The 22,176-nt window shown below is 63.0% G+C and carries 11 protein-coding genes; 8 read left to right on the forward strand and 3 right to left on the reverse strand.

The window, feature by feature from the left end; translation table 11 throughout:
- Positions 1-59 precede the first annotated feature (59 nt).
- Positions 60-12,572, forward strand: coding sequence for a filamentous haemagglutinin family protein (locus MKZ87_RS01510; protein ID WP_266200128.1), 12,513 nt, complete (start codon positions 60-62; stop codon positions 12,570-12,572).
- 50 nt (positions 12,573-12,622) lie between these two features.
- Here MKZ87_RS01510 and MKZ87_RS01515 read toward each other — a convergent pair whose 3' ends face one another.
- From MKZ87_RS01515 to MKZ87_RS01525, 3 genes are all read right to left on the reverse strand, one after another.
- On the reverse strand, positions 12,623-12,916 hold the full coding sequence (locus tag MKZ87_RS01515; RefSeq protein WP_323873466.1) for a type II toxin-antitoxin system RelE/ParE family toxin: 294 nt from the start codon (positions 12,914-12,916) through the stop codon (positions 12,623-12,625).
- Positions 12,897-13,091, reverse strand: a complete 195-nt coding sequence (locus MKZ87_RS01520) for a stability determinant (protein ID WP_085701856.1) — start codon at positions 13,089-13,091, stop codon at positions 12,897-12,899. The genes MKZ87_RS01515 and MKZ87_RS01520 overlap by 20 nt, the downstream gene beginning before the upstream one ends.
- Before the next feature lie 253 nt (positions 13,092-13,344).
- On the reverse strand, positions 13,345-14,292 hold the full coding sequence (locus MKZ87_RS01525) for a SphA family protein (RefSeq protein WP_085701857.1): 948 nt from the start codon (positions 14,290-14,292) through the stop codon (positions 13,345-13,347).
- Positions 14,293-14,503: 211 nt separating this feature from the next.
- On the opposite strand from MKZ87_RS01525, the gene MKZ87_RS01530 reads away from it, so the two are divergent.
- From MKZ87_RS01530 to MKZ87_RS01560, 7 genes are all read left to right on the forward strand, one after another.
- Positions 14,504-15,538 (forward strand): AraC family transcriptional regulator, encoded by a 1,035-nt coding sequence (locus MKZ87_RS01530; RefSeq protein WP_266200129.1) that lies wholly within the window; start codon positions 14,504-14,506, stop codon positions 15,536-15,538.
- 56 nt (positions 15,539-15,594) lie between these two features.
- A complete protein-coding gene (locus MKZ87_RS01535) occupies positions 15,595-16,482 on the forward strand; it encodes a Dyp-type peroxidase (protein WP_085701859.1) in 888 nt (295 codons plus the stop codon).
- 9 nt (positions 16,483-16,491) lie between these two features.
- A complete protein-coding gene (locus MKZ87_RS01540; RefSeq protein ID WP_266200130.1) occupies positions 16,492-17,460 on the forward strand; it encodes a Gfo/Idh/MocA family protein in 969 nt (322 codons plus the stop codon).
- 217 nt (positions 17,461-17,677) lie between these two features.
- Positions 17,678-18,445, forward strand: a complete 768-nt coding sequence (locus MKZ87_RS01545; RefSeq protein ID WP_266200131.1) for a GntR family transcriptional regulator — start codon at positions 17,678-17,680, stop codon at positions 18,443-18,445.
- On the forward strand, positions 18,442-20,172 hold the full coding sequence (locus MKZ87_RS01550) for a fumarate reductase/succinate dehydrogenase flavoprotein subunit (RefSeq protein WP_266200132.1): 1,731 nt from the start codon (positions 18,442-18,444) through the stop codon (positions 20,170-20,172). Before MKZ87_RS01545 ends, MKZ87_RS01550 begins: the two co-directional genes overlap by 4 nt.
- A 25-nt stretch (positions 20,173-20,197) precedes the next feature.
- Positions 20,198-20,443 carry a 4Fe-4S dicluster domain-containing protein gene (locus MKZ87_RS01555; protein WP_007959413.1) on the forward strand — a complete coding sequence of 82 codons (246 nt, stop codon included), beginning with the start codon at positions 20,198-20,200 and terminating at the stop codon, positions 20,441-20,443.
- A gap of 237 nt (positions 20,444-20,680) precedes the next feature.
- Positions 20,681-22,084: an ABC transporter substrate-binding protein gene (locus MKZ87_RS01560; protein WP_266200134.1), complete on the forward strand. Its 1,404-nt coding sequence runs from the start codon at positions 20,681-20,683 to the stop codon at positions 22,082-22,084.
- Positions 22,085-22,176 lie beyond the last annotated feature (92 nt).

Genomic DNA, 22,176 nt, shown 5'->3' on the forward strand with positions numbered 1-22,176 from the left:
AACAGCAGGGGCAAGCCGACCTGCGGCCTCATGTGGCAAACAAAAAGGATCTCGCAGTGATGCTCGCTCGCCCATCCCGTCGCAGTACCCGTGTCCAGCCCTCGCAGCGTATGGCCGCCGATCCGGCGCTGTGGTTGCTCAAGCCCCTGGCGCAGGCGGTTGCCTTGTGCCTGGTGGCGGGCAGTGCCGAGGCGGCGACTGCATTCAGTTCGGGATGGTTTGCCGCCAAGGGCGCCGCGCAACAGGCTGCCGCGTCACGCCCGAGCGTGGGCGGATTGCCGGGCATGACCCCACCGCTGGCCCAGCAGCAAAAGGCCAATGCGCAGTTGCAGCGATCGATTCAAACCCTGAACAACACGGTGGCCGCCATTGCTGCCCAACAGGCGGCGCAGGCCGCCGGTCGTGCGGCGGCGCTGGGCACGGTGCAGTGGGTGCCTGACGGTCTGGGCGAGGGCGGGCTGAAGGTCGATAACAGCCTGACGCAAGGTTGGCAGAACGCCAAAGGCCCGCAGCAGACTCAGGTCGATGGCAAGACCACGGTGACGATCGAACAGACCGCCGACAAGGCGATTCTCAACTGGGAGACGTTCAACGTCGGGCGCAACACCACGGTCGATTTCGCCCAGCAGTCGAACTGGGCCGTGCTCAACCGGGTCAACGATCCGAATGCCCGGGCCAGCCAGATTCAGGGCCAGATCAAAGGCAATGGCACGGTGATGCTGATCAACCGCAACGGCATCGTGTTCAGCGGCACCAGCCAGGTCAACGTACGCAACCTGGTGGCCGCAGCGGCCAACATCACGGACATTCAGTTCCGCGACCGGGGCCTGTATTTCGACAGCACCGGCAGTCAGCCGACGTTTACCGAGGCGGCCGGCAAAGTGCTGGTGGAGCGCGGTGCGTCCATCGAGACGGCGCGGCCAGCCAAATCGACCGATGCCGGCGGCTATGCCTTGCTGCTCGGCAGCGAGGTGCAGAACGACGGCAGCATCAACACCACCAAGGGCCAGACCGTGCTCGGTGCGGGCGATCGTTTTTACATTCGCAAAGGCTCGGGTACTGAAGGCAACGCTTTCTCCACGACGTTCGGCAACGAAGTCACACCGGGCTTCAAGACCGGCAGCGCGGCTGGCAAGGTCAGCAACAATGGCCTGATTCAGGCCGCAACCGGCGACATCACCCTGACCGGCCACGAGGTCGTGCAAAACGGCGTGTTGCTGGCCAGCACCTCGGTCGCCACTCGCGGCACGATCCATTTGCTCAACCCGGCCACCGACACTCAGGGCAGCGTGACGCTGGGGCAGGGCAGTGCGACGGCGATCCTGCTCGACAGCAGCGACCTGACCGCCCTCGACAGCCAGCACCAGGCCGCCCTGACCGGCGTTACGCCCAACAACAAAATTCGCAGCGATCAATCGCGTATCGAGATCCAGAGCGGTGGCAGCGTCGAGTTCCAGAATGGCTCGATCACCCTGGCCACCGGCGGGCAGGTCGCGGTGGCGGCGCAGCGTCGCAGCCTGGTGCGTGACGGCGCGCTGATCGATGTTTCCGGTGCCATCGGCGTCAAGGTCGCGATGGAATCCAACAGCATCAAGATCAACGTCCAGGGTAATGAGCAGCGCGATGCGTCGGTCAATCGCGAGAAGGGTGCGCTCAACAGCAATGACATCTGGGTCGATGTGCGTGAACTGGTGTACGTCCCGGCCGGCACCAATGGTTACGCGACGGATCGCTGGTACACCGCTGGCGGTTTGCTGGAGGTCGGCGGTTACCTCGGCACCCAGGGCCACAGCGTCGGCGAATGGATGGCTCAGGGCGGGATGGTGAGTTTTGCCGGCAATGACGTGGTCACCGAGAAGGGATCGTTGATCAACCTCTCCGGCGGCACGCTGGATGTTCAAAGTGGCGAGATTCGCCAGAGCTGGTTGCGCGGTGCCGACGGGCGTCTGTATGAGGTCTCCAAAGCGCCGGGGGATCTGCTCTACACCGGGCTGTACAAGGGCTATGAAGACAGCAGCCAGCGCTGGGGCCAGACAAATTACTACTACAACCCGTTGATTGCGCCGGCCAGTCGTCGGGAGTCGGGCTACACCGTGGGGCGCGATGCCGGGCAACTGGTGATCGGCACCCGCAACGCCGTGCTCGACGGCCAGATGCTCGGCGAGGTTTATCAGGGCGACCGCCAGACCCAGGCACCGCGTGCCGTACTCGATGGCTATGCGCAGAGCCAGACGGCGCTGGCGCGACGCGGGCAATTGATTGTCGGCAGTTATGACCCGGCGTACGTGGCGGCCTCCGGTGGCTTGCTCTATGGCCTCAATCCGTTGCTCGATCAGGTGCAGATCGGCGGCGAGCGCCCGGTCGCCGGCAATGATCGGGATCTGACCGGTGCCGTATCGGATGCGCGCAACGGCAAGCTGTTTGTCGATGCCGGGCAACTCAGCGACTGGCAACTGGGCGCGCTGAAAGTGGCGGCCAAGGAGCGGATCGACGTGCAAGGCGCGGTCACGCTCGCCAATGGCGGCGACATCACCCTTTACGGGCCGGACGTACAGGTCAACGCCGACCTGACCGCCCGGGGCGGCAGCCTGCATCTGGGCAACGTGCTCAACCAGCTCAGCACCGATCGCCTCACCGACACCCGGCTCGTCGCACCGACCGGCAAGGCCACCCGCGTGAGCGTGGCTGAAGGGGTGCAACTGGACACTCGCGGTCTGTGGAGCAACCTGCGCACCAACCCGGATGATGTCGCGAGCCTGGCGTATCTGGACGGTGGGGCGGTGTCGATTCGCAGCAGCGGCGATATCGAGATCGGTGCCGGCAGCCTGCTGGACGTGTCGTCCGGCGGCGCGATTCTGGCCAACGGCAAGACCCGCGGTGGCAAGAGCGGCGACGTGACACTGGAGTCCAGCGCGTTGTCCGCGCCGGGTGACACCCACCTGACCCTGGACGGGCAACTGCGGGGTTACGGTGTGTCCGGCGGCGGCCGCTTGCTGATTCAGGCGGGCGACATCCTCATCGGGCAGGCTGATAAACCCCTCGCCGACAACACATTGCAACTGCAACCGGATCTGTTCGCCAAAGGCTTCTCTGCCTACAGCCTGATCGGCCTCAATCGCCTCGATGTAGCGGACAACACCCTTATTGACGTGTTGATGCCGGTCTACCGTTTTGGTGACGCGGCAGCGAATCAGGTAAGCGGCACGGCGCCACGGCAGGCACTCGAACTCTGGACGCCCACGCTCTACCAGGAAAACCCGCTCAAGGCGCAACTGACCCAGCGCGCCGGCGCCAGCCTGACCCTGCAGGCCGGTTCCAGCGAGATTGCGCTGGTGGACCCGACTCGCAACACGTTGAGCCTGGGCCAGGGCTCGCGGATCAGTGTCGATCCGGGGCAGCGCATCAATTTGCGCAGCGCCGGTCAGCTCACCCTCGATGGCGAGTTGAATGCCTGGGGCGGCACGATCGATATCCGTCAGCAGCAATTCGGTTCGATCAATGTCGCCGATTCCTCGCAGACGGCAGACAAGCAAACCCACAACCGTTCGATCTGGATCGGCGAGCACGCGGTGCTGGATGTGGCCGGTCGCGTGGCCACCGGTATCGATGCGCTGGGGCGGGTGTATGGCCAGGTCGGCAAGGGCGGCTCGATCGTCATTGGCGGTGAAACCGATGCGAAGAAAGCCACGGCCACGTCGGCCGACGCCTATGTGATCGTGCGAAACGGTGCGCGCCTGGACGCCTCCGGCGCACAGGCGATGCTGGATATCGCCGGGCAGGGGCCAACGCTGGTTGCCACCGATGGCGGGCGCATTTCGCTGAGTTCCTACAACGGCCTGTTCATCGAAGGCGACCTGCGTGCCGCGGCCGGTGGTGCCGGGGCGGCGGGCGGGCGACTGGACATCGCGCTGGAGACGCCGAGTTATCTGCGCAGCGATGCGAGCAACGCTGTTCGTGTGCCGCGCGAAATCGTCATCGGCCAGGACGCCGGCCCGTCGCTGTTGCCGGCCAGTCTGCAAGCGGGTGACGCCGCCCCTGCGTTGCAATATGGTCGCGCCCGTCTGGGCGCCGATCAGTTAATGGCCGGCGGCTTCGACAACCTGAGCGTGCTGAGCAACGGTCTGCTGTCGTTTGACGGCAACGTCGATCTGCACATGAATCAAAGCCTGAGCCTGTATGCCGGGGCCTTGTCGCTGGCGGATGGCTCGCCAGAAAGCGCGCGGATCAATCTGTCTGCGTCTTACGTTCGCCTGTCGGGGCCGGGCAAATATTTCGAGGCCCCCGGCAATATCCGGCCGCGAGTGTTGAACAATCCGACCCATGCCGTGGCACCGTCACAGTTCACTGCCACGGCGGACCTGCTGGATCTGGGCAACAGTCTGTCGTTCGGCACGGCCGGGTCAATCGTGCAGCTCAGCGGTCCGGCGCTCGAGATCGGGCGGCGTGGTTTTGAACAGGTCACGTTCGACAGCCGAGGTGATCTGCGCTTTCTGGCGCCCACCGGCAACGTCGAGAAAACCGAACTCTGGACACCGGGCGACCTGAATCTGCGTGCCGCGCAGATCTATCCCGCCAGCGATGTCACCGCCGAGGTGCGCGTGGGGTATCAGAGTGTCCAGCGTGGCGCCAACCCGGCGCGGACCCTGCGAATCAGCCGTTCCGTGGCCGCGCCTGCGGCGTTGCCTTACTCGGTCTTCGGCAGCCTGACGCTGGCCGCCGGCCATATCGAGCAGGGCGGGCTGATCCGTGCGCCGCTGGGCATGATCAATCTGGGTGACAACCTGGTTCTCGATACTCAGGCATTGCATCTGTTGCCAGGCAGCATCACCTCGGCCAGCGCAGCCGGACTGGTCATGCCGTATGGCGGCACCACCGACGGCATCGACTATCGCTACAACGACAAGTCCGTGCTGCTTCGAGGGATCACCGCCGAAACCGCTGGCGTGACGCTTACCTCGCAATATGTCGATGTGCAAAGCGGCGCGTTGATCGATCTTTCGGGCGGCGGCGATTTGCGCGGTGCCGGTTTCGTTTCCGGCCGTGGCGGTTCCACCGATGCCCGCTACAACCCGCTGGTGCGCAACGCCAGTGACGGCACTTTCAGTCTGCCGGGGCTGGCCAGCAACCCGGTGTACGCCATCGTGCCGGGGAATCAGAGTGCCTATGCGCCGATGCTCGCCGAGGCGGGGGCGGTCGACCCGCGTATCGGTCAGCAGATCACCCTTGGGACCGGTGTTCCGGGGTTGGCGGCGGGCAGCTATACGCTGCTGCCTTCGACTTTTGCGCTGTTGCCGGGGGCTTTCCGGGTCGAGGTCAATGGCCAGGCGGCAGCGGGTGCGACCAACGCTGCGCTGCCACTGCGCAATGGTTCGTGGACCAGTTCGGGGCGGATGTCGATTGCCAATACCGGCCTGCGTGACAGCCTGGCGAGCCAGGTCATCCTGACATCCGCCGATGTGCTGCGCCGTTACTCGCAGTACAACGAAACCTCTTTCAGTCAGTTCATCCAGAGCGATGCGACGCGCCGGGGCGTGCCTCGGGCATTGGCGCCCATGGACGGCAAATCCTTGAGACTGAATCTGTCCCGTGGCGCCGCAGCGGGTAACGCGCTGGATTTCAACGGTCAGGCGCTATTTAAGCCCGCCACGGGCGGCGTCGTCGGGACGGCGGTGGTGAACGGCGCGGCGAACTTCGAAATTCTCGGCGCGGGGCATTCGAGCACTGAAGGTTTTGCGGGGGTGTCGCTGTATGCCGACAGCCTCAACGCGCTAAACGCTGGCCGCTTGACCATCGGCGCGCAACCGACGATCGACTACAACACGTCGGGCAACATCATCGCGTTCAGCGGTGATACTTCAACGATCACCCTGCGTGAAGGCGCTGTGTTATCGGCGCCCGAAGTGCTGTTGCGCACCACCCGGACCGATGGCGGTATCAGTCTCGAGGCCGGCTCGGGCATCAACACGCTGGGGCGTGGCAACGCGCCTTACGATTCCAGCACCGGCTTCATCTACAAACCGGGTGCGGCGGGGTTGCTGGTGGTGTCGAACGGCTGGACCAATGTGCTCGCGCCCGAAGTCTCGGTCAGGACATCCGGCTCGGGCGACATCCGCATCGGCAACTGCCCGACCACTGCCTGCAACAACCCGACATTGCTCTATTCCAATGGCAGCATTACCGCCGCCACCGACAGGCAGTTCGAACTCGACGAGTCGGTGCGCTTCGGCACCCGTCATCTGACGCTGGCCGTGGGCTCCGTCAATGCCGGCAGTGCCGAGGCCTTGAGCGCCGCCGGCAACCGGGTGCCGACCGGTCTGACCCTGAACCAGAATGTCTTGAACCGCCTGTTGCGGGGCGATACCCAGTACGGCGCGCCGACGCTGGAAACCTTGAGCCTGACCAGCCGCGACGCGTTCAATTTCTACGGCAACGTCAGCCTCGATACGCGGGATCCGCAGACCGGCGTCAGCAAACTGCAAAACCTGATACTGAGCACCCCGGCCATTTACGGCCTGGGTGAAAGCGGCGACGTGGCGTCCATTCGCACCGCCAACCTGATCTGGAACGGCGCTACTCAGGATCCGGGTGCGGTGATCAAGGATGGTGCCGGCACGGGCCGGGGCGAGTTCAACATTCAGGCGCAACGCATCGAGTTCGGCTACGGCCCCAATCCGCAGGCCAGTGGTCTGGACCAGAACAAACGTCTGGTGTTGGGTTTTGCCAACGTCAATCTCGCTGCCAGTGATCGCATCACCGCCAACCACAAGGGCAGCCTGGCGGTGTACCAGACGCAGGGTGCTTTCGATCCGGTCAACGGTTATGCCTATAGCGGCGGCAATCTCACGCTGCGTACGCCGTTGCTGACGGGAGAGTCGGGCTCGGTCAACCGGCTCAAGGCCGGTAACAACCTGACCCTGACGGGAGGCGGTGCAGCGACAGCCGCCAACGCCCTGGGGGCTGAGCTGACCCTCGATGCTCGCAGTGTCTTGCTGGACAGTCGCATCGCCCTGGCCAGCGGCAAACTGGTGGTCAAGTCCGAGGGCGATCTGACCCTCACCCGTGGCGCGTATCTGGACATGGCCGGTCGTACCTTGCCGTTCAACGATGTGAACAAATACAGCTGGGGCGGCGACGTGGCGCTGTACAGCAGCCAGGGCAACATTCGTCAGGCGGCGGGTTCGCGTATCGATCTGTCGGCGCAGAACAATCAGGCCGGTAACCTGAGTGCGGTCGCCCTGGCCGCCGATGCCGGCATGGTCGATCTGCAAGGCGATATCCTCGGTGCCAGCAGCGGTCATTACGATGCCGGCGGCACGCTTGTGCCGTACAAGGCCGGTGGTGTGGATATCCGCGCGCAGCACCTGAACGGTGATGCGAGCCAGCAGTTCGCGGCGCTCAATCAGCGCTTGAATGCGGGGCAGGTCTTCGGCAGCCGCAGCTTGCAGCTCAAGCAAGGCGATCTGTTGATCGGCGACGGGCTCAAGGCGGGGGAGGTCAATGTGTCGGTGGACAACGGCCGCCTGACGGTGGCCGGTCTGATCGATGCCAGCGGCGAGCGGGTCGGCAGTATTCGCCTGTCGGCGCAAAACGGCCTGACCCTGGCGGGCAATGCCGTGCTTGACGCCCATGGTCGCGTGCTGCGGGTCGACAGCTACGGCAAGATCATCGATGCACCGAACCGGGCAATGGTCGAACTCAATTCCGGACAAGGTGTGCTGACCCTCGGCGCTGGCGCGCGCATCGACGTGCGCCATGGCACCGAAGCGGTTCGCGGTTCACTGCCGGGGCAGTCCGATGGGCTGCTGCGCGGCACGCTCGAGCTGAATGCGCCGCGTCTGGGGGCGGATGACATTGCCATCGATGCCGGCGGCGCGCTGAGCATTCAGGGTGCGCGCTCGATTGGTCTCAACGCCACGCGCCGCTATACCGATGCCAGTGACGGCACGGACCCGGCGGCCAGCGGACGTCCGTATCAGGTGATCGATCAGGCTTATCTTGATCGCCTTCACGGCGACAGCACGGCGTTCATCGACGCGGCGCTGGCCAACAGTCATTTGCTGAACAACAAACTGGCCGGTCTGAACAACGCCACGTATGCCGACGCCTTCCATTTGCGGCCCGGTGTCGAGATCGCCAGCAAAACCGCCGACGGTGATCTGGTGGTGCAGGGTGATGTGGACTTGTCCGGTTATCGCTATGCCAGCCTGAATCCGCATACGCAGAAGACTTCGGTATACGGCTCGGGCGAGGCCGGTAACCTGGTGATTCGCGCCGGCGGCAACCTTGATATCCACGGCAGCCTCAACGACGGTTTCGCACCGCCACCGGAGACCGTGGACGACTCCGGCTGGAAATTGCTGCCGGGGATTCAGCCGTTCGGTGGCGATCTGATCGTGCCGGGGGCGGGCGTTACCTTGGCGGACGGCACGGTATTCCCGGTGGGCGCCACGTTGAACTACGACCTCCCGTTGCAAGCGACGACGCTGGCCAGCGGCACGCTGTTGCCCACCGAGGCGACGCTGGCGGCGCCGTACACATTCGGCGCCGGCACGGTGCTCGCCGGTTCGGTGCGCGATGCCTCGGGCAATCTGCTGTATGCCGCCGGTACGCTGCTCGCCGACAGCGTGACCTTGCCGGCGGGCAGCCGGTTGGGAGCGGGTATCCGTTTAAACGAGGCAACCGCGCTGCAAGCCCTGCGCTGGCCCAAGGGCGTGCCGCTGCCGGGCAGCGTCGAGGCTGGTGACAACGGAATCAAGGGCGTGCGCCTGAGCGGTTCTCTGGCTCTGTTGCGCGGCTCGCTGATACCGTCGATGACGAATGTCGTGCTGGCTGACGGTACGTCGTTCATCGAGTTGCGACCCTTGACCGGCACGACCCAGGGGCGCAACTGGGCGGTCGCCAGCATGTTGCCGGCGGGCAGCGCGTCCTGGTCGATGCGCGTGGTGGCAGGGGCCGATCTGGGCGCTGCGGACAGTCGGGCGATCAAACCGGTGTCCAGCGATGGCAACCTGCGCTTGGCCGACACTCACTACGGCCTGACCGTCACCGAAAAACCACCGACCCTGGTCTGGGGCGAAGGCAACCTGGGCGGTTTCACGCCGGGCGAGCCTGTCCCCGAGGATCAAATGATGTGGTGCGACTGGGCGCCGAATTCCTGTGTGCCGGCGCCGCGTTGGGTCTGGGCACCGGACAACTGGATGGGGATGCCGCCCGGCTCGCCGATGACCGACGATGATGTACTCGCCTGGTGTGGCGCCTTCCCGGAACTGTGCGTGGAAAACAAACCGGGGACCACCGTCAAGACCCACACCCAGATGTTCAGCGTGCTGCGGACCGGCACCGGTGATCTGGACGTGCTCGCCGCCGGCAACCTGAGCATGGATTCGCCGTACGGCGTCTACACCGCTGGCACTCAATCGCCAGACATCGATCCGCGCTTCAATCAGCCTCGCGGAAAACTCTCGGACAACGGCTCGGTGCTGGGCAGTGCCGGCGGCGATTACGAAAAATGGGTCAGTGGCAGCGACAGCCTGTATCAGGCCTGGTACCCGCAAATGGGCGGCAACCTGACCATCAATGCCGGTGGCTCGATTTCGGGTGATGTACTGGGCCGTCGCGGCTTGTCGCAAACCATGGACACCCGTGAGCAAGTCCCGAGTGTGGCCGTGGGCAACTGGCTCTGGCGCCAGGGCACCGGCAATAGTGATGTGCCGACTGCGTGGTGGATCAACTTCGGCAGCTATGCGACGCAACCGTTGCCGGATCAAAGCGTTGATACGGGCCCGTATCTGGTCGGTTTCACCGGTTTTGGCACCTTGGGTGGCGGCAATATCAGCCTGCGTGCCGGGGGCGATGCCGGCATGCTCAAGGCGATGGGCGACGGTAACAAGGTCAATCTTTATCCGCGCGGGCAGGGGCTGGTCGTGGCGGTCGGCAGCACCGGTCGCGTGGGCAGCGACGGCAGCCTGCAATTGACCGGTGGCGGTGACATGGACATCCGCATCGGCGGATCGGTGAACCCGTCATTGCAGGCCCGGGCCGGAGAGAATGGCATCGGTGTGGCACAACACGACCTGCAAGGCGCGTTGATCAACCTGCGCGGTGCTGCGCGACTGGCCGGCGGCGCGTTGGGCGGGATCAATCTGCAATACGGCGCCGCAGCCTCGACCCAGGATCCTCGCGAAGTGCGTCCGTTTGACCCGTTCACGTCCACGATGGGCAGCGCCTCCGGCGGGCTGGTGCTGATTCCGGGGGATTCCGGGATGAGCCTAAGCACCCGTGGCGATCTGGTGTTGGGCGGGGCGGCGGATCCGGGCCGGGTGCGGCTGCAGAACTCCACACCGTTCACCACTGACGACGGTGTCGTCCACGAGGGCGGCGGTTTGACGGGCTTCTCGTTGTGGACTGACCACACCGCGATCGACCTGTTTTCGGCAGGGGGCAATCTGACGCCGAGTACGCAACTGGGCGAAGTCACCGGCCAGGGGCCTGTCACCGGGCGCAATACGTCGCCGACCGACGGGCGCTTCCTGTACCCGTCGATCCTGCGGGCGGTGGCGGCGCAAGGTTCGATTTATGCCGGACCTTCAGCGGTCTACAGCCAGGGCAGCGGAATAGTGCCGGCAACCGGGTATTCGCTGTTGCTGGCACCTTCCAGCACCGGGCAACTGGAGTTGCTGGCACACGACTCGATCTACGCCGGCGGCTATGCGATCAATCAGTCGGGCGCCAGTCCGCTGGCCATCGCCACGCCGTTCGCGCCAGCCTTCAACGGTTACGGCAACAACACGTCGGCCACGCCGATCATGAGCAACCGCAACAGCGACGGTATCGCGCCGGACAAGAACCTGCGTTATCCGTTGTTCGCTTTCGGCGCCAACAGTTACTCGGGCTTGAATGACGTCCAGACACCGGCGCGGTTTTATGCCCTGACCGGCGATCTGGTGGGCGTTCGCAGCGGTGAAACGCTGACGTTCAGCCTGTCGAAACGTACCTGGCACGAAGCGGCAGGCCCGGTCTGGATGCTGGCGGGGCGCGACATCGTGGCGTCGGGTACTTTCCTGGGCAATCCGACGACCGTGCCTGACGCCGAGATGGGCGTACCGACGACAGAAAGCATCACGTCGACCGGCAACCTGTTCGTGCATGACGATCCTCGGGATGTTTCGCGGGTCTCGGCAGGGCGTGACATCCTCTACAGCAGCTTCGATATCGCCGGCCCCGGCGTCCTCGATATCACAGCCGGGCGCAATATCCTGATGGAAGATCGTGCCAGCATCACCAGCCTCGGATCGCTGGTGGCGGGTGATCAGCGACCGGGTGCCAGTGTGGTGTTGCAGGCCGGTGCGGGCGCGCAGGGGCCGGATTACTCGCGGTTCATCGCCCGTTACCTGAACCCGCAGAACCTCGCCGACCCGAATGCTTCCCTCAACGGGCAACCGGGCAAAGTGGTCAAGACTTACCTCGACGAACTGCAGAGCTGGCTGAACCTCGGCTATGGCTTCAGCGGCAACGCCGAACAGGCGCAAGCGTTCTTCGCTGCGCTGCCGAGTGCCGAACAAGCGATCTTCGCCCGCCAGGTGTACTTCGCCGAATTGCGTGCTGGCGGTCTTGAGTACAACGATGTCGACGGCCCACGCAAAGGCAGTTATCTGCGGGGTCGCAACGCCATTGCTTCGCTGTTCCCGACCACCGATGTGGTCGGCAATCCGGTCCGTTATGACGGCGACATCACGCTTTATGGGGGCGCCGGGGTCAAGACGCTGTTCGGCGGTGACATCCAGATGCTCACGCCGGGTGGCGGTCAGGTGTTCGGCATCGAAGGCGCGGCGCCGCCCTCGACGGCGGGGATCATCACTCAGGGCTCGGGCAACATTCAGCTCTACTCCGAGGGCAGCATTTTGCTGGGGCAGAGCCGGATCATGACCACGTTTGGTGGCTCGATTCTGGGCTGGTCGGCCGAGGGCGACATCAACGCCGGTCGCGGCTCGAAAACCACCGTGGTCTACACGCCGCCGAAACGCGTGTACGACACCTGGGGCAACGTGACCCTGTCGCCATCGGTGCCGAGCACCGGCGCCGGCATCGCCACGCTCAACCCGATTGCCGAAGTGGCCCCGGGCGACATCGACCTGATTGCGCCGCTGGGCACCATCGATGCGGGCGAGGCGGGGATTCGCGTCTCGGGCAACGTCAACATCGCCGCGCTGACGGTGGTCAACGCCGCCAACATCTCGGTGCAGGGCAAGGCGACCGGGGTGCCGGTGGTCTCGGCGGTCAATACCGGGGCGATCACCTCGGCCAGTTCCGCTGCGTCGTCGGCCACCCAGGCGGCGGAAGACGTCGCCCGTCAGCAACAGGCCGCGTCACGACAGAACCAGGCCTCGGTGTTCACCGTGCAGGTGTTGAGCTTCGGCAACGAACAACTGGCCCCAAGCCGCGATGGCGCCAGCCGTGCACCGACACCGGGCTACAACCCCAACAGCCCGGTGCAGGTGCTGGGCGCCGGAGCCCTGGATGAACAGGCGAAACAGCAGTTGACCGAGGAGGAGCGGGGGCAGCTGACGTTGTAAAAGGACTCTCGTGCAGTACGTTTCGGGCGGCCATTTGGCCGCCCTTTTTTTTAGGTTGATGAGGTTCGTGGGTATTGTCGTCGGGTGTGGACTAACGTCAGTATTTTGATGTGCCCGTTCACTCGATAGACCAGCAGATAGTTTGGATTGACCACCATTTCCCGAGTGCCTGGCACTCGACCGGACCGGTAACCATAGGGAATTGATGAAAGCCTTTGCGTCGCTGCACCAACCTTGTGCTGCAGAGCCGTTGAAGCGTTTGAGTTGTATTGTTCAACGTAGTCGATAATGCCAGCCAGATCGTCCAGAGCTTGATTGCTCCATTCAAGCGGCAGCGGGTCGATTCTTGCGTTTCTCTTCTAATAGTTGGTCGAGCCGCACCATGGCTTCTTTATGGGGAATGCCCGGGCGAGGGTCATCCAGTACAGCCTGCACCTTGGCGCGAAACCAGCGATCGTAGCTCTCGGCCTCTTCTTCGGATTCAAAGTCAGAGTAAAACGGGGAAAGCAATATGCTCATAGTGATCTCCGTGTTCAATCTCGGCAGTTTAAGGGGGAATGGCCCATTGTCGTCACTGGCAGACGATGCACCCCATGAGCCCTTGAGGAACCATGAGGTAGCGGGACTCAGTATCTGCAAGCCCCCCTTTGAAATCTGCCGGACGTTTCCCTCCGTTGTCCGGCAATCTCGACCACCGCTGTAGGCCTATTCCCACCCTCTGTTTTTCAGGTTTCCAGCCTACAAATCCGCACGCGCCTTCTTACAAATGCACTCAGAACGCATACGGAATACTCACCTTCGCCCACAACATTTCCCCCTCCGGCCGGTTCTCTACGTCGAATTCCTTGGCCCAGCGAATCTCCGCGCTGGCGTACTTGAGGAAGGTGAAGTGCAACGCCGGACCTATGGCGAAGACTTTGCCGCGCACACCGTCATCAACGTCCTGACCGGCGAACTGCACGGTGTGGCCGAACTGTTTGTCGTCGGTGGTCTGCTTGAGGTAGTAGCCGTTGATGCCGAGCATCAGGTCATCGGTGATCTTGTAGCTGGCCGAGTAATCGAAGTGGAAGATCTGGCCGGACTTGTAGTCGGTGTCCTTGTTTTTTTCGTTGAAGCTGTAGGTGGTCTTCATCGACACCTCGGTGCGTTCGGTCGGCAACCAGGTGAAGGAGAACAGCGGTTTGTAGGTGTAGAAGTTATTGCTGGTGTTGGCCAGCCGATCGACGCTGTATTCGCCGGTGGGTAAGGTGATTTCAACGGCTGCGCCGAGGGTCAGGTTCTTGCCCATGTCCCACAGGATGATCGGCGCGATGGTGGTATCGCCCATGCCTTCGCGGGTGTCGCTGAGGCCGAATACCGAAACCTCCTGCTTGAGCCACGGCTGGGCGATGTAGCCGGCCAGGCGTCCGCCGAAGATCCGCACCGGGCTGAGGTAATCGAGGCGCGGGATGACTGCGGTGGATTCGATCTCGACATTCGGCACTTTGCCGCCGAGTGAGCTGATATTGAGCTTCGTTGATTTGTAGTGGTTGTAGTAGAGGTTGAAGGCGACCATGTTCTCCGGAAGGCTGTCGACTTCCAGCGGCAACATGAAGAAGCCGTCGGTTCCGGGGCCGATGTTGTCGACGCCGGCTTCGGTAGCCAGCACCGGCAGGGTCGCGGCGCAGCCAAGCAGGCTCAGCGCCAGTTGCACAGGGAAAGTCGCGCGGTTCGGGGTCATGGCCGTCCTCATTATTATTGTGTTTGGGCGCAACGCCGGCGCGCAGGGCGCCCGGCCACTATAGAAATAAGCCCTTGGCGCGCGCCGGGGCAGGGTATTGGCGGACACGGAAGGGGGCTTCTGCGGACAGTCGGTCAACCCTGTGCTAACTTCCTTCGACATAACCGGTTACAAAAATAACAATTCAACGTGATCCGGAATGTCAGCCCCCATGAACGTAAAACTCCAAGACCCCACCTTCGATCTGGCGCTGGTGTCGCCATTTCTGTTGCAGACCCTGGCCGAAGTCGTCGCCGGCAAGGGCATCGAGCCGCAGAGCCTGTGCCGTGGCCTGGGTTTTGATTTCGAAGACCTGCAGGATCCGGCACAGCGGATTTCCTACCGGCAGGCCGTGGCCATGATCCAGCGGGCGCTGAAGGCGTTGCCCAATCAGGGGCTGGGCCTGTGGGTCGGCGCGCAGAATGTGCTGGGTACGCTGGGGCTGCTCGGGCATGTGCTGTCGCTGTGCAAGACCTTGCGCGACGCGTTCGAAATCGGGGTTCGGCATCAGCACACGTCCGGCGGGATTGTGGTTTCCAGCGTCGATGTGGTGGGTGATCAGGTGTATGTCGACGTTGAATGCCGGTTGCCGTTTGCCGAGGTGCAGGTGTTCGCGGTCGAAGAGTTTTTCGCCAGCCTGCTGGTCTACGGCCGGGCGCTGGTGGGCGAGACGTTCAAGCCGATTGCCGTGCAATTCATGCACGCCGCGCCGGATTACGTCGATGAATACCGGCGGCTGCTGGGGCCGGACGTGCGCTTCGGCTGCCTGCACAATCGCATGCTGATCGACGTGCAGTGGCTGGATGTGAATTTGCCCAACCACCATTCGCTGGCGCTGCGTCAGGCGGTCAAGTTGCTGGAACTGGAAGCGGCGCAGGTTCATCAGAAACTTGATCTGATCCAGGCAGTAGAGCGGGCGATTGCCCGGGACCTGAGCCGGGGCAGCCACATTGAAAAGATCGCTGGCGACTTGAATATGAGCAGCCGTACTTTGCGTCGGCGGCTGACCGAGCACTCTCTGACTTTCGAGGCACTCCTGGAGCAAGTGCGCCAGGCGCGAACCATGAGCCTGCTGGCCAATCCCGACATGCCGATCGAACGCATCACCGAACAGGTCGGCTATAGCGACGTGCGCAGTTTTCGGCGGGCGTTCAAACGCTGGACGGGGAAAAGTCCGAGTGCGTGGCGCAGCGAGTGCGTCATCTGATCCCACACAAATCTTCCGCCTACAGTTAAACTCCGCGCTCTTTCCAAGGAGTCGACATGAGTTACTACCAGCCGGGCATCCTCGCCACCCCAGTTCCGCCGCAAGCACGTCACCTGTTTTTCGCCCTCGAGTCGGTTGAAGCGCTGCCGCAGGCGATCGACAACCTGCTGAATCTGGTGGACGGCAAGTCGGCGGTAATCGGTTTCGGTGAATCCCTGGCCAAGGCTCTGAATGTGAAGATCGACGGCCTGCGCAGCTTCCCGGCGCTGACCGGCGTCGGCGTGGAAAACCCGTCGACCCAGCACGCCCTGTGGGTCTGGCTGCACGGCGTCGACCGTGGCGAACTGCTCAACCGCAGCACCGCACTTGAGGCCACACTGGCCCCGGCACTGCGTCTGGTGCAGATGCAGGAAACCTTCCGCCACAAGGACGGCCATGACCTCACCGGTTATGAAGACGGCACTGAAAACCCGCACGACGAAGCCGCCATCGCCGCCGCACTGTTAAGTGAAGGTGCGGACGGTCTGGTGGGTGGCAGTTTCGCCGCGATCCAGCAATGGCAGCACGACCTCAAGGGTTTCCATGCGCTGTCCGCCGAAGACAAGGACAACATCATGGGCCGTCGCCTGAGCGACAACGAAGAGATCGACGACGCCCCGGTGTCCGCCCACGTCAAGCGCACCGCCCAGGAAAGCTTCGCCCCGGAAGCCTTCGTCTTGCGCCGTTCGATGCCGTGGATCGAAGGCGACCGCGCCGGCCTGATGTTCCTCGCGTTCGGTTTCTCCCTTGACGCTTTCGAAGCGCAACTACGCCGCATGAGCGGTCTGGAGGACGGCATCACTGACGGCCTGTATCGCATCAGCCGGCCGATCACCGGCGGCTACTACTGGTGTCCGCCGCTGCAAAACGGTCACCTCGACTTGCGCGCACTGCGCATTGGCTGAGGCACAAGAATGAAGGTGGTGCGTTGGGGCATGATCGGTTGCGGCAGCGTCGCCGAACGCAAGAGCGGGCCGGCCTTTTACAAGGCGCCCGGCTCGGCGTTGGTGGCGGTGATGGGGCGACGCCTCGAAGCCGTGACCGATTATGCCGCGCGCCACGGCATCGCCCGGATCTGCACCGACGTCGATGCCCTGATCAACGACCCTGAAGTGGACGCGGTGTACATCGCCACACCCCCCGACAGCCATCACGCCTACAGCCTGAAAGTCGCCGCCGCCGGCAAGCATTGTTGCGTGGAAAAACCCATGGCCCTCAATGCCGGGCAAAGCCGTGAGATGCAGCAGGTGTTCGCCGAGGCCGGTCTGCACCTGTTCGTCTCCTATTACCGCCGTTCGTTGCCGCGATTCCAGCAGGTTCGGCAATGGCTGGAGCAGGGGCGGATCGGCGAGGTGCGGCACCTGAGCTGGACGTTGACCAAAGCGCCTTCACCGAAGGATCTGGACGGCAGCGCGAACTGGCGCACCGATCCAACGGTGGCGGGTGGCGGGTATTTTGCGGATCTGGCCAGCCATGGGTTCGACCTGTTCCAGTATCTGCTCGGTGACATCGTGGAAGTCGCAGGTTTCACGGCGCGTCAGGCCGGGCTGTACGCGGCGGAAGATGCGGTCAGCGCCAGTTGGCGATTCGCCTCGGGCGCATTGGGCATGGGCTGCTGGAGCTTTGTTGCGGATCGGCGCGAGGATCGGGTCGAGATTATCGGCAGCCAAGGGCGGATCGGTTTTTCGGTGTTCGACGAGCATCCGGTCGAGCTGCATGCCGACGAAGACATCAGCCTGGAAATCCCCCATCACGAGCACATCCAGTGGCACCACGTACTCGGAATGAACGCGCAGATTCGCGGTGAGTCCAGGCACCCGGCAGTCGCCGCCGAAGCGCTGAAAACCGATTGGGTCATGGATCAGATTCTCAAGCGCCAATAATTCCCCAGACCACACCGTACCCCCTGTGTGCGAGCTTGCTCGCGATAGCGTCCTGTCAGTCAATAACTTGGGTGACTGATACACCTCTATCGCGAGCAAGCTCGCTCCCACAGGGGATGGTGTTGGACATCTAACCTTATGCTCATTCGGTATTTCTCAAGCTTGTCATAACGTCTCTAAGATCACGTCATAACTCGTTATAACAAGTGATCCCGTGATGACCGATAACGCTCTCTCCTCAAGCCCGCTCTCCTTATCAAGTGTCCCGCTGCACACCCAACTGCGCGACGTGCTGCGCGCCCGCATTCTCGACGGCGAATACCCGCAAGACAGCCAGATGCCGTCCGAAAGCGAGCTCGGCACGCTGTTCAAGGTCAGCCGCATCACCGTGCGTCAGGCCCTGGGCGATCTGCAGAAGGAAGGGCTGATCTTCAAGATCCACGGCAAAGGCACCTTCGTCGCCAAACCCAAGACTTTTCAAAACGTCAGCACCTTGCAAGGCCTCGCCGAGTCCATGACCGGCCGTGGCTACGAGGTGATCAACCGCCTGCGCAGCTTCAAATTCATCGCCGCCGACAAACGGGTCGCCGAGCGCTTGCAGGTCGCCGAAGGCGAAATCGTCGCCCAGATCAAACGCGTACGGCTGATCAACCGCGAGCCGATCTCGCTGGAAATCACCTATCTGCCCAAAGCCATAGGCGAGCGGTTGAAGAAGGCCGATCTGGTGACCCGCGACATCTTCCTGATCCTGGAAAACGACTGCGGCATTGCCCTCGGCCATGCCGATCTGGCCATCGACGCGGTGCTGGCCGATAGCGACCTGACCCAGGCGCTGAACGTCGAGGCCGGCTCGCCGATCATGCGCATCGAGCGTCTGACCCACGATGCCAACGGTCAACCGCTGGACTTCGAACACCTTTACTACCGTGGCGATGCGTTCCAGTACCGCCTGCGGATCGACCGGCAAAAAGGGGAGCAGGCATGAGTCGAACGACACTCGAACAGGAATACGACATCGTCGTGATCGGCGGCGGCACCGCTGGCCCGATGGCCGCGATCAAGGCCAAGGAAAAGAACAAGGACCTGCGCGTGCTGTTGGTGGACAAGGCCAACGTCAAGCGCAGCGGCGCCATCAGCATGGGCATGGACGGCTTGAACAACGCGATCATCCCCGGCCACTCGACGCCCGAGCAGTACACCAAGGAAATCACCATCGCCAACGACGGGATCGTCAACCAGGCGGCGGTGTACGCCTATGCCACCCACAGTTTCGAAACCATCGAGCAGCTCGACCGCTGGGGCGTGAAGTTCGAGAAGGACGAAACCGGTGATTACGCGGTGAAGAAAGTCCACCACATGGGCGCCTACGTGCTACCGATGCCGGAAGGGCACGACATCAAGAAGGTTCTTTATCGCCAGTTGAAACGGGCGCGAGTGAACATCACCAATCGCCTCGTCTGCACCCGTTTGCTGACCGACGAGGAGGGCGCCGTCAACGGCGTGATGGGCTTCGACTGCCGCACCGCCGACTTCCATGTGATCAAGGCCAAGGCTGTGATCCTTGCCTGCGGCGCGGCCGGGCGTCTGGGCCTGCCGTCCTCGGGTTACCTGATGGGCACCTACGAAAACCCGACCAACGCTGGCGACGGTTATGCGATGGCCTATCACGCCGGCGCCGAACTGGCGAACCTGGAGTGCTTCCAGATCAACCCATTGATCAAGGATTACAACGGCCCGGCCTGCGCCTACGTCACCGGCCCGCTCGGCGGTTATACCGCCAACAACAAGGGCGAACGCTTCATCGAGTGCGACTACTGGAGCGGGCAGATGATGTGGGAGTTCCACCAGGAACTGGAAAGTGGCAACGGCCCGGTGTTCCTCAAGCTCGATCACCTGGCCGAAGAAACCATCCAGAACATCGAGGAAATCCTGCACAGCAACGAGCGCCCGAGTCGCGGCCAGTTCCACGCCAATCGCGGCACCGATTACCGCACGCAGATGGTCGAGATGCACATCTCGGAAATCGGTTTTTGCAGCGGTCATTCGGCGTCCGGCGTGTGGGTCAACGAGCGCGCCGAAACCTCGGTGAAAGGTTTGTACTCGGCCGGTGACATGGCCGCCGTGCCGCACAACTACATGCTGGGCGCGTTCACCTACGGCTGGTTCGCGGGCAACAACGCGGCGGAATTTGTCGCCGGGCGCGAATTCTCCGCGCTGGATGCCGAGCAGATCGCGAAGGAAAAGGCCCGGGTCTACGCACCGCTGGACCGCGAGCACGGCCTGCCGCCGGCCCAGGTCGAGTACAAGCTGCGGCGCTTCGTCAACGACTACCTGCAACCGCCGAAAGTGACCAGGAAGATGGAAATCGGCCTGCAACGCTTCGGCGACATCGAACGCGATCTCAACGAGATGAAGGCCAACAACGCCCACGAACTGATGCGTGCAATGGAAACCAGCGTGATCCGCGACTGCGCCGAAATGGCCGCCCGCGCCTCGCTGTTCCGCGCCGAAAGCCGCTGGGGCCTGTACCACTACCGCGTCGATCACCCACAACGGGATGACCGCGAATGGTTCTGCCACTGCCACCTGAAGAAGGGCGAGGACGGGCGCATGACCAGTTTCAAGAAAGCCGTCGAGCCATACATCATCCCGCTCGATGCCGAGGAAATGCAGGCCTACGACCGCCTTCGGGTTGGCGCTTTCGCCGCTTGAGGCATCACCAGAGAGAGTCCGAACCATGGCCTATCAAGCCCAGGAAATCTTCTTCCGCTCCAATGCCCCCGTCACCGTGGACGAGGACAAATGCATCGCCGAAAAGGGCTGCACCGTGTGCGTCGACGTCTGCCCGATGGATCTGCTGGCGATCAACCCGGCCACGCAAAAGGCCTACATGGCGTTCGACGAATGCTGGTACTGCATGCCTTGTGAAAAGGACTGCCCGACCGGTGCCGTTAAAGTCGAAATTCCATATTTACTGCGTTGACCGGTAGTCCGCTTTCGCGAGCAAGCTCGCTCCCACAGTGGATAGAAGTCAGCCGCAAATAATGAGTAAACCGACGATCATGTGGGAGCGAGCTTGCTCGCGAAGATGCCCGCACAGATAGTCCCAAAGCCATCCGTAAACCCCGGACGCTGGATTCACCAAACACCCCTCGTTTCCCACCGCGCCCTGATCGCGGCGGAGACGAACATTCTGAAAATGATTCGAGGGGATTCAGCCATGTTGCGTGCAGCAATCGCCGGTCTGGTACTGGCTTCGTTCACCTCGTCGGCCTCGGCCGAAACCATCCGCATTGCCATCGGCACCCAGGACACCACCATCAACTGCGCCGCTGGCGGGCTGTTGATTCGTGAACTGGGCCTGCTCGACAAATACCTGCCTCACGACGGCGCCTACAAAGACGCCAAGTACGACGTGCAGTGGAAGAACTTCACCAGCGGCGCACCGCTGACCAATGAAATGGTCGCCGGCAAACTCGACTTCGGCGCCATGGCTGATTTCCCGGGTGCCTTCAACGGCGTGGCGTTTGAAACTGCCGGCAAACACAGCCTGTTCATCAGCGTGCTGTCGGGCAGCATCAAGGGCAGCGGCAACGGGATCGTGGTGCCGAGCGCGTCCGGCGTGCAGTCGCTGAGCGAGCTCAAGGGCAAGACCATTTCCGTGCCGTTCGCCTCCACCGCCCACGGCATGTTGCTGCGCGCCGTGGCAGAGCAGGGCTGGGATCCGCTGAAAGATGTGAACATCATCGCCCAGCCGCCGGAGGTTGCAGGTTCCGCGTTGCAGGCCGGCAAGATCGACGCACACGCCGACTTCGTACCGTTCGCCGAACTGTTCCCGAGCCGTGGCTTCGCCCGCAAGATCTACGACGGCGCCCAGGCCAATGCGCCAACCTTCCACGGTGCACTGGTGGATCAGGCCTACGCGAAAAAGTACCCGGAAATCGTCGTCGCTTACCTGCGCGCCAGCATCGAGGCCAATCAACTGCTGGCCGCCGAGCCCGAGAAGTACAGCGAACTGATCGCCAGGGTCACTGGCGTCGATGCCGAGGTCAATTATCTGTTCCACGGCCCGCTCGGCGTGCAGACCCGCGACCTGAGCTGGAAGCCGGAATACCGCCAGGCTGTGGGCACCGCGATCGACACGCTGAAGTTGCTGAAGAAGGCCGATCGCGGGCTCGATCTGAACACCTTTATCGACGATCAGTACATCCGTGCCGCGTTCAAGGCCTCGAATCTGGATTACACGGCGCAAGTGGCCAATTACGCGCAGACGCCATTGAAGTCTGTCGATGCGGCGACTGGAAACACCATCAGCGATTTCAGCCATGTCGCGGAAATCTGGGTGCGGGGTGAGGACAAGGTCCGGCGCTATGCCTCGGCAGGAGAGGCATTTACCGCACTGGCGGGACTGAAGTCGGAAGGCAAGAGCATCCGGGCGGTGTATGCGCAGGCGAGTGACAGCGGGATCAAATTGCTGGCGGAGCAGGCGTGGTTTGCCAGTGATGGGAAGGGGCGCCTCAGCGCGTTTTTGCTCAAAGGCCAGGCCCAGCAATTTGCCTCCGCTCAGGGCGGGAAAGTCTTTGATTTCACCGACGCCACGACCCAGGCCGTTGCCACCCGTTAACTCAAGCGAAGATCGTTCCCACGCTCTGCGTGGGAATGCATCCCGTGACGCTCTGCGTCACAGTGGACGCGGAGCGTCCATGGCGGCATTAC

Origin of the sequence: Pseudomonas sp. MCal1 (assembly GCF_026341415.1) — a bacterium.
GTDB lineage: Bacteria > Pseudomonadota > Gammaproteobacteria > Pseudomonadales > Pseudomonadaceae > Aquipseudomonas.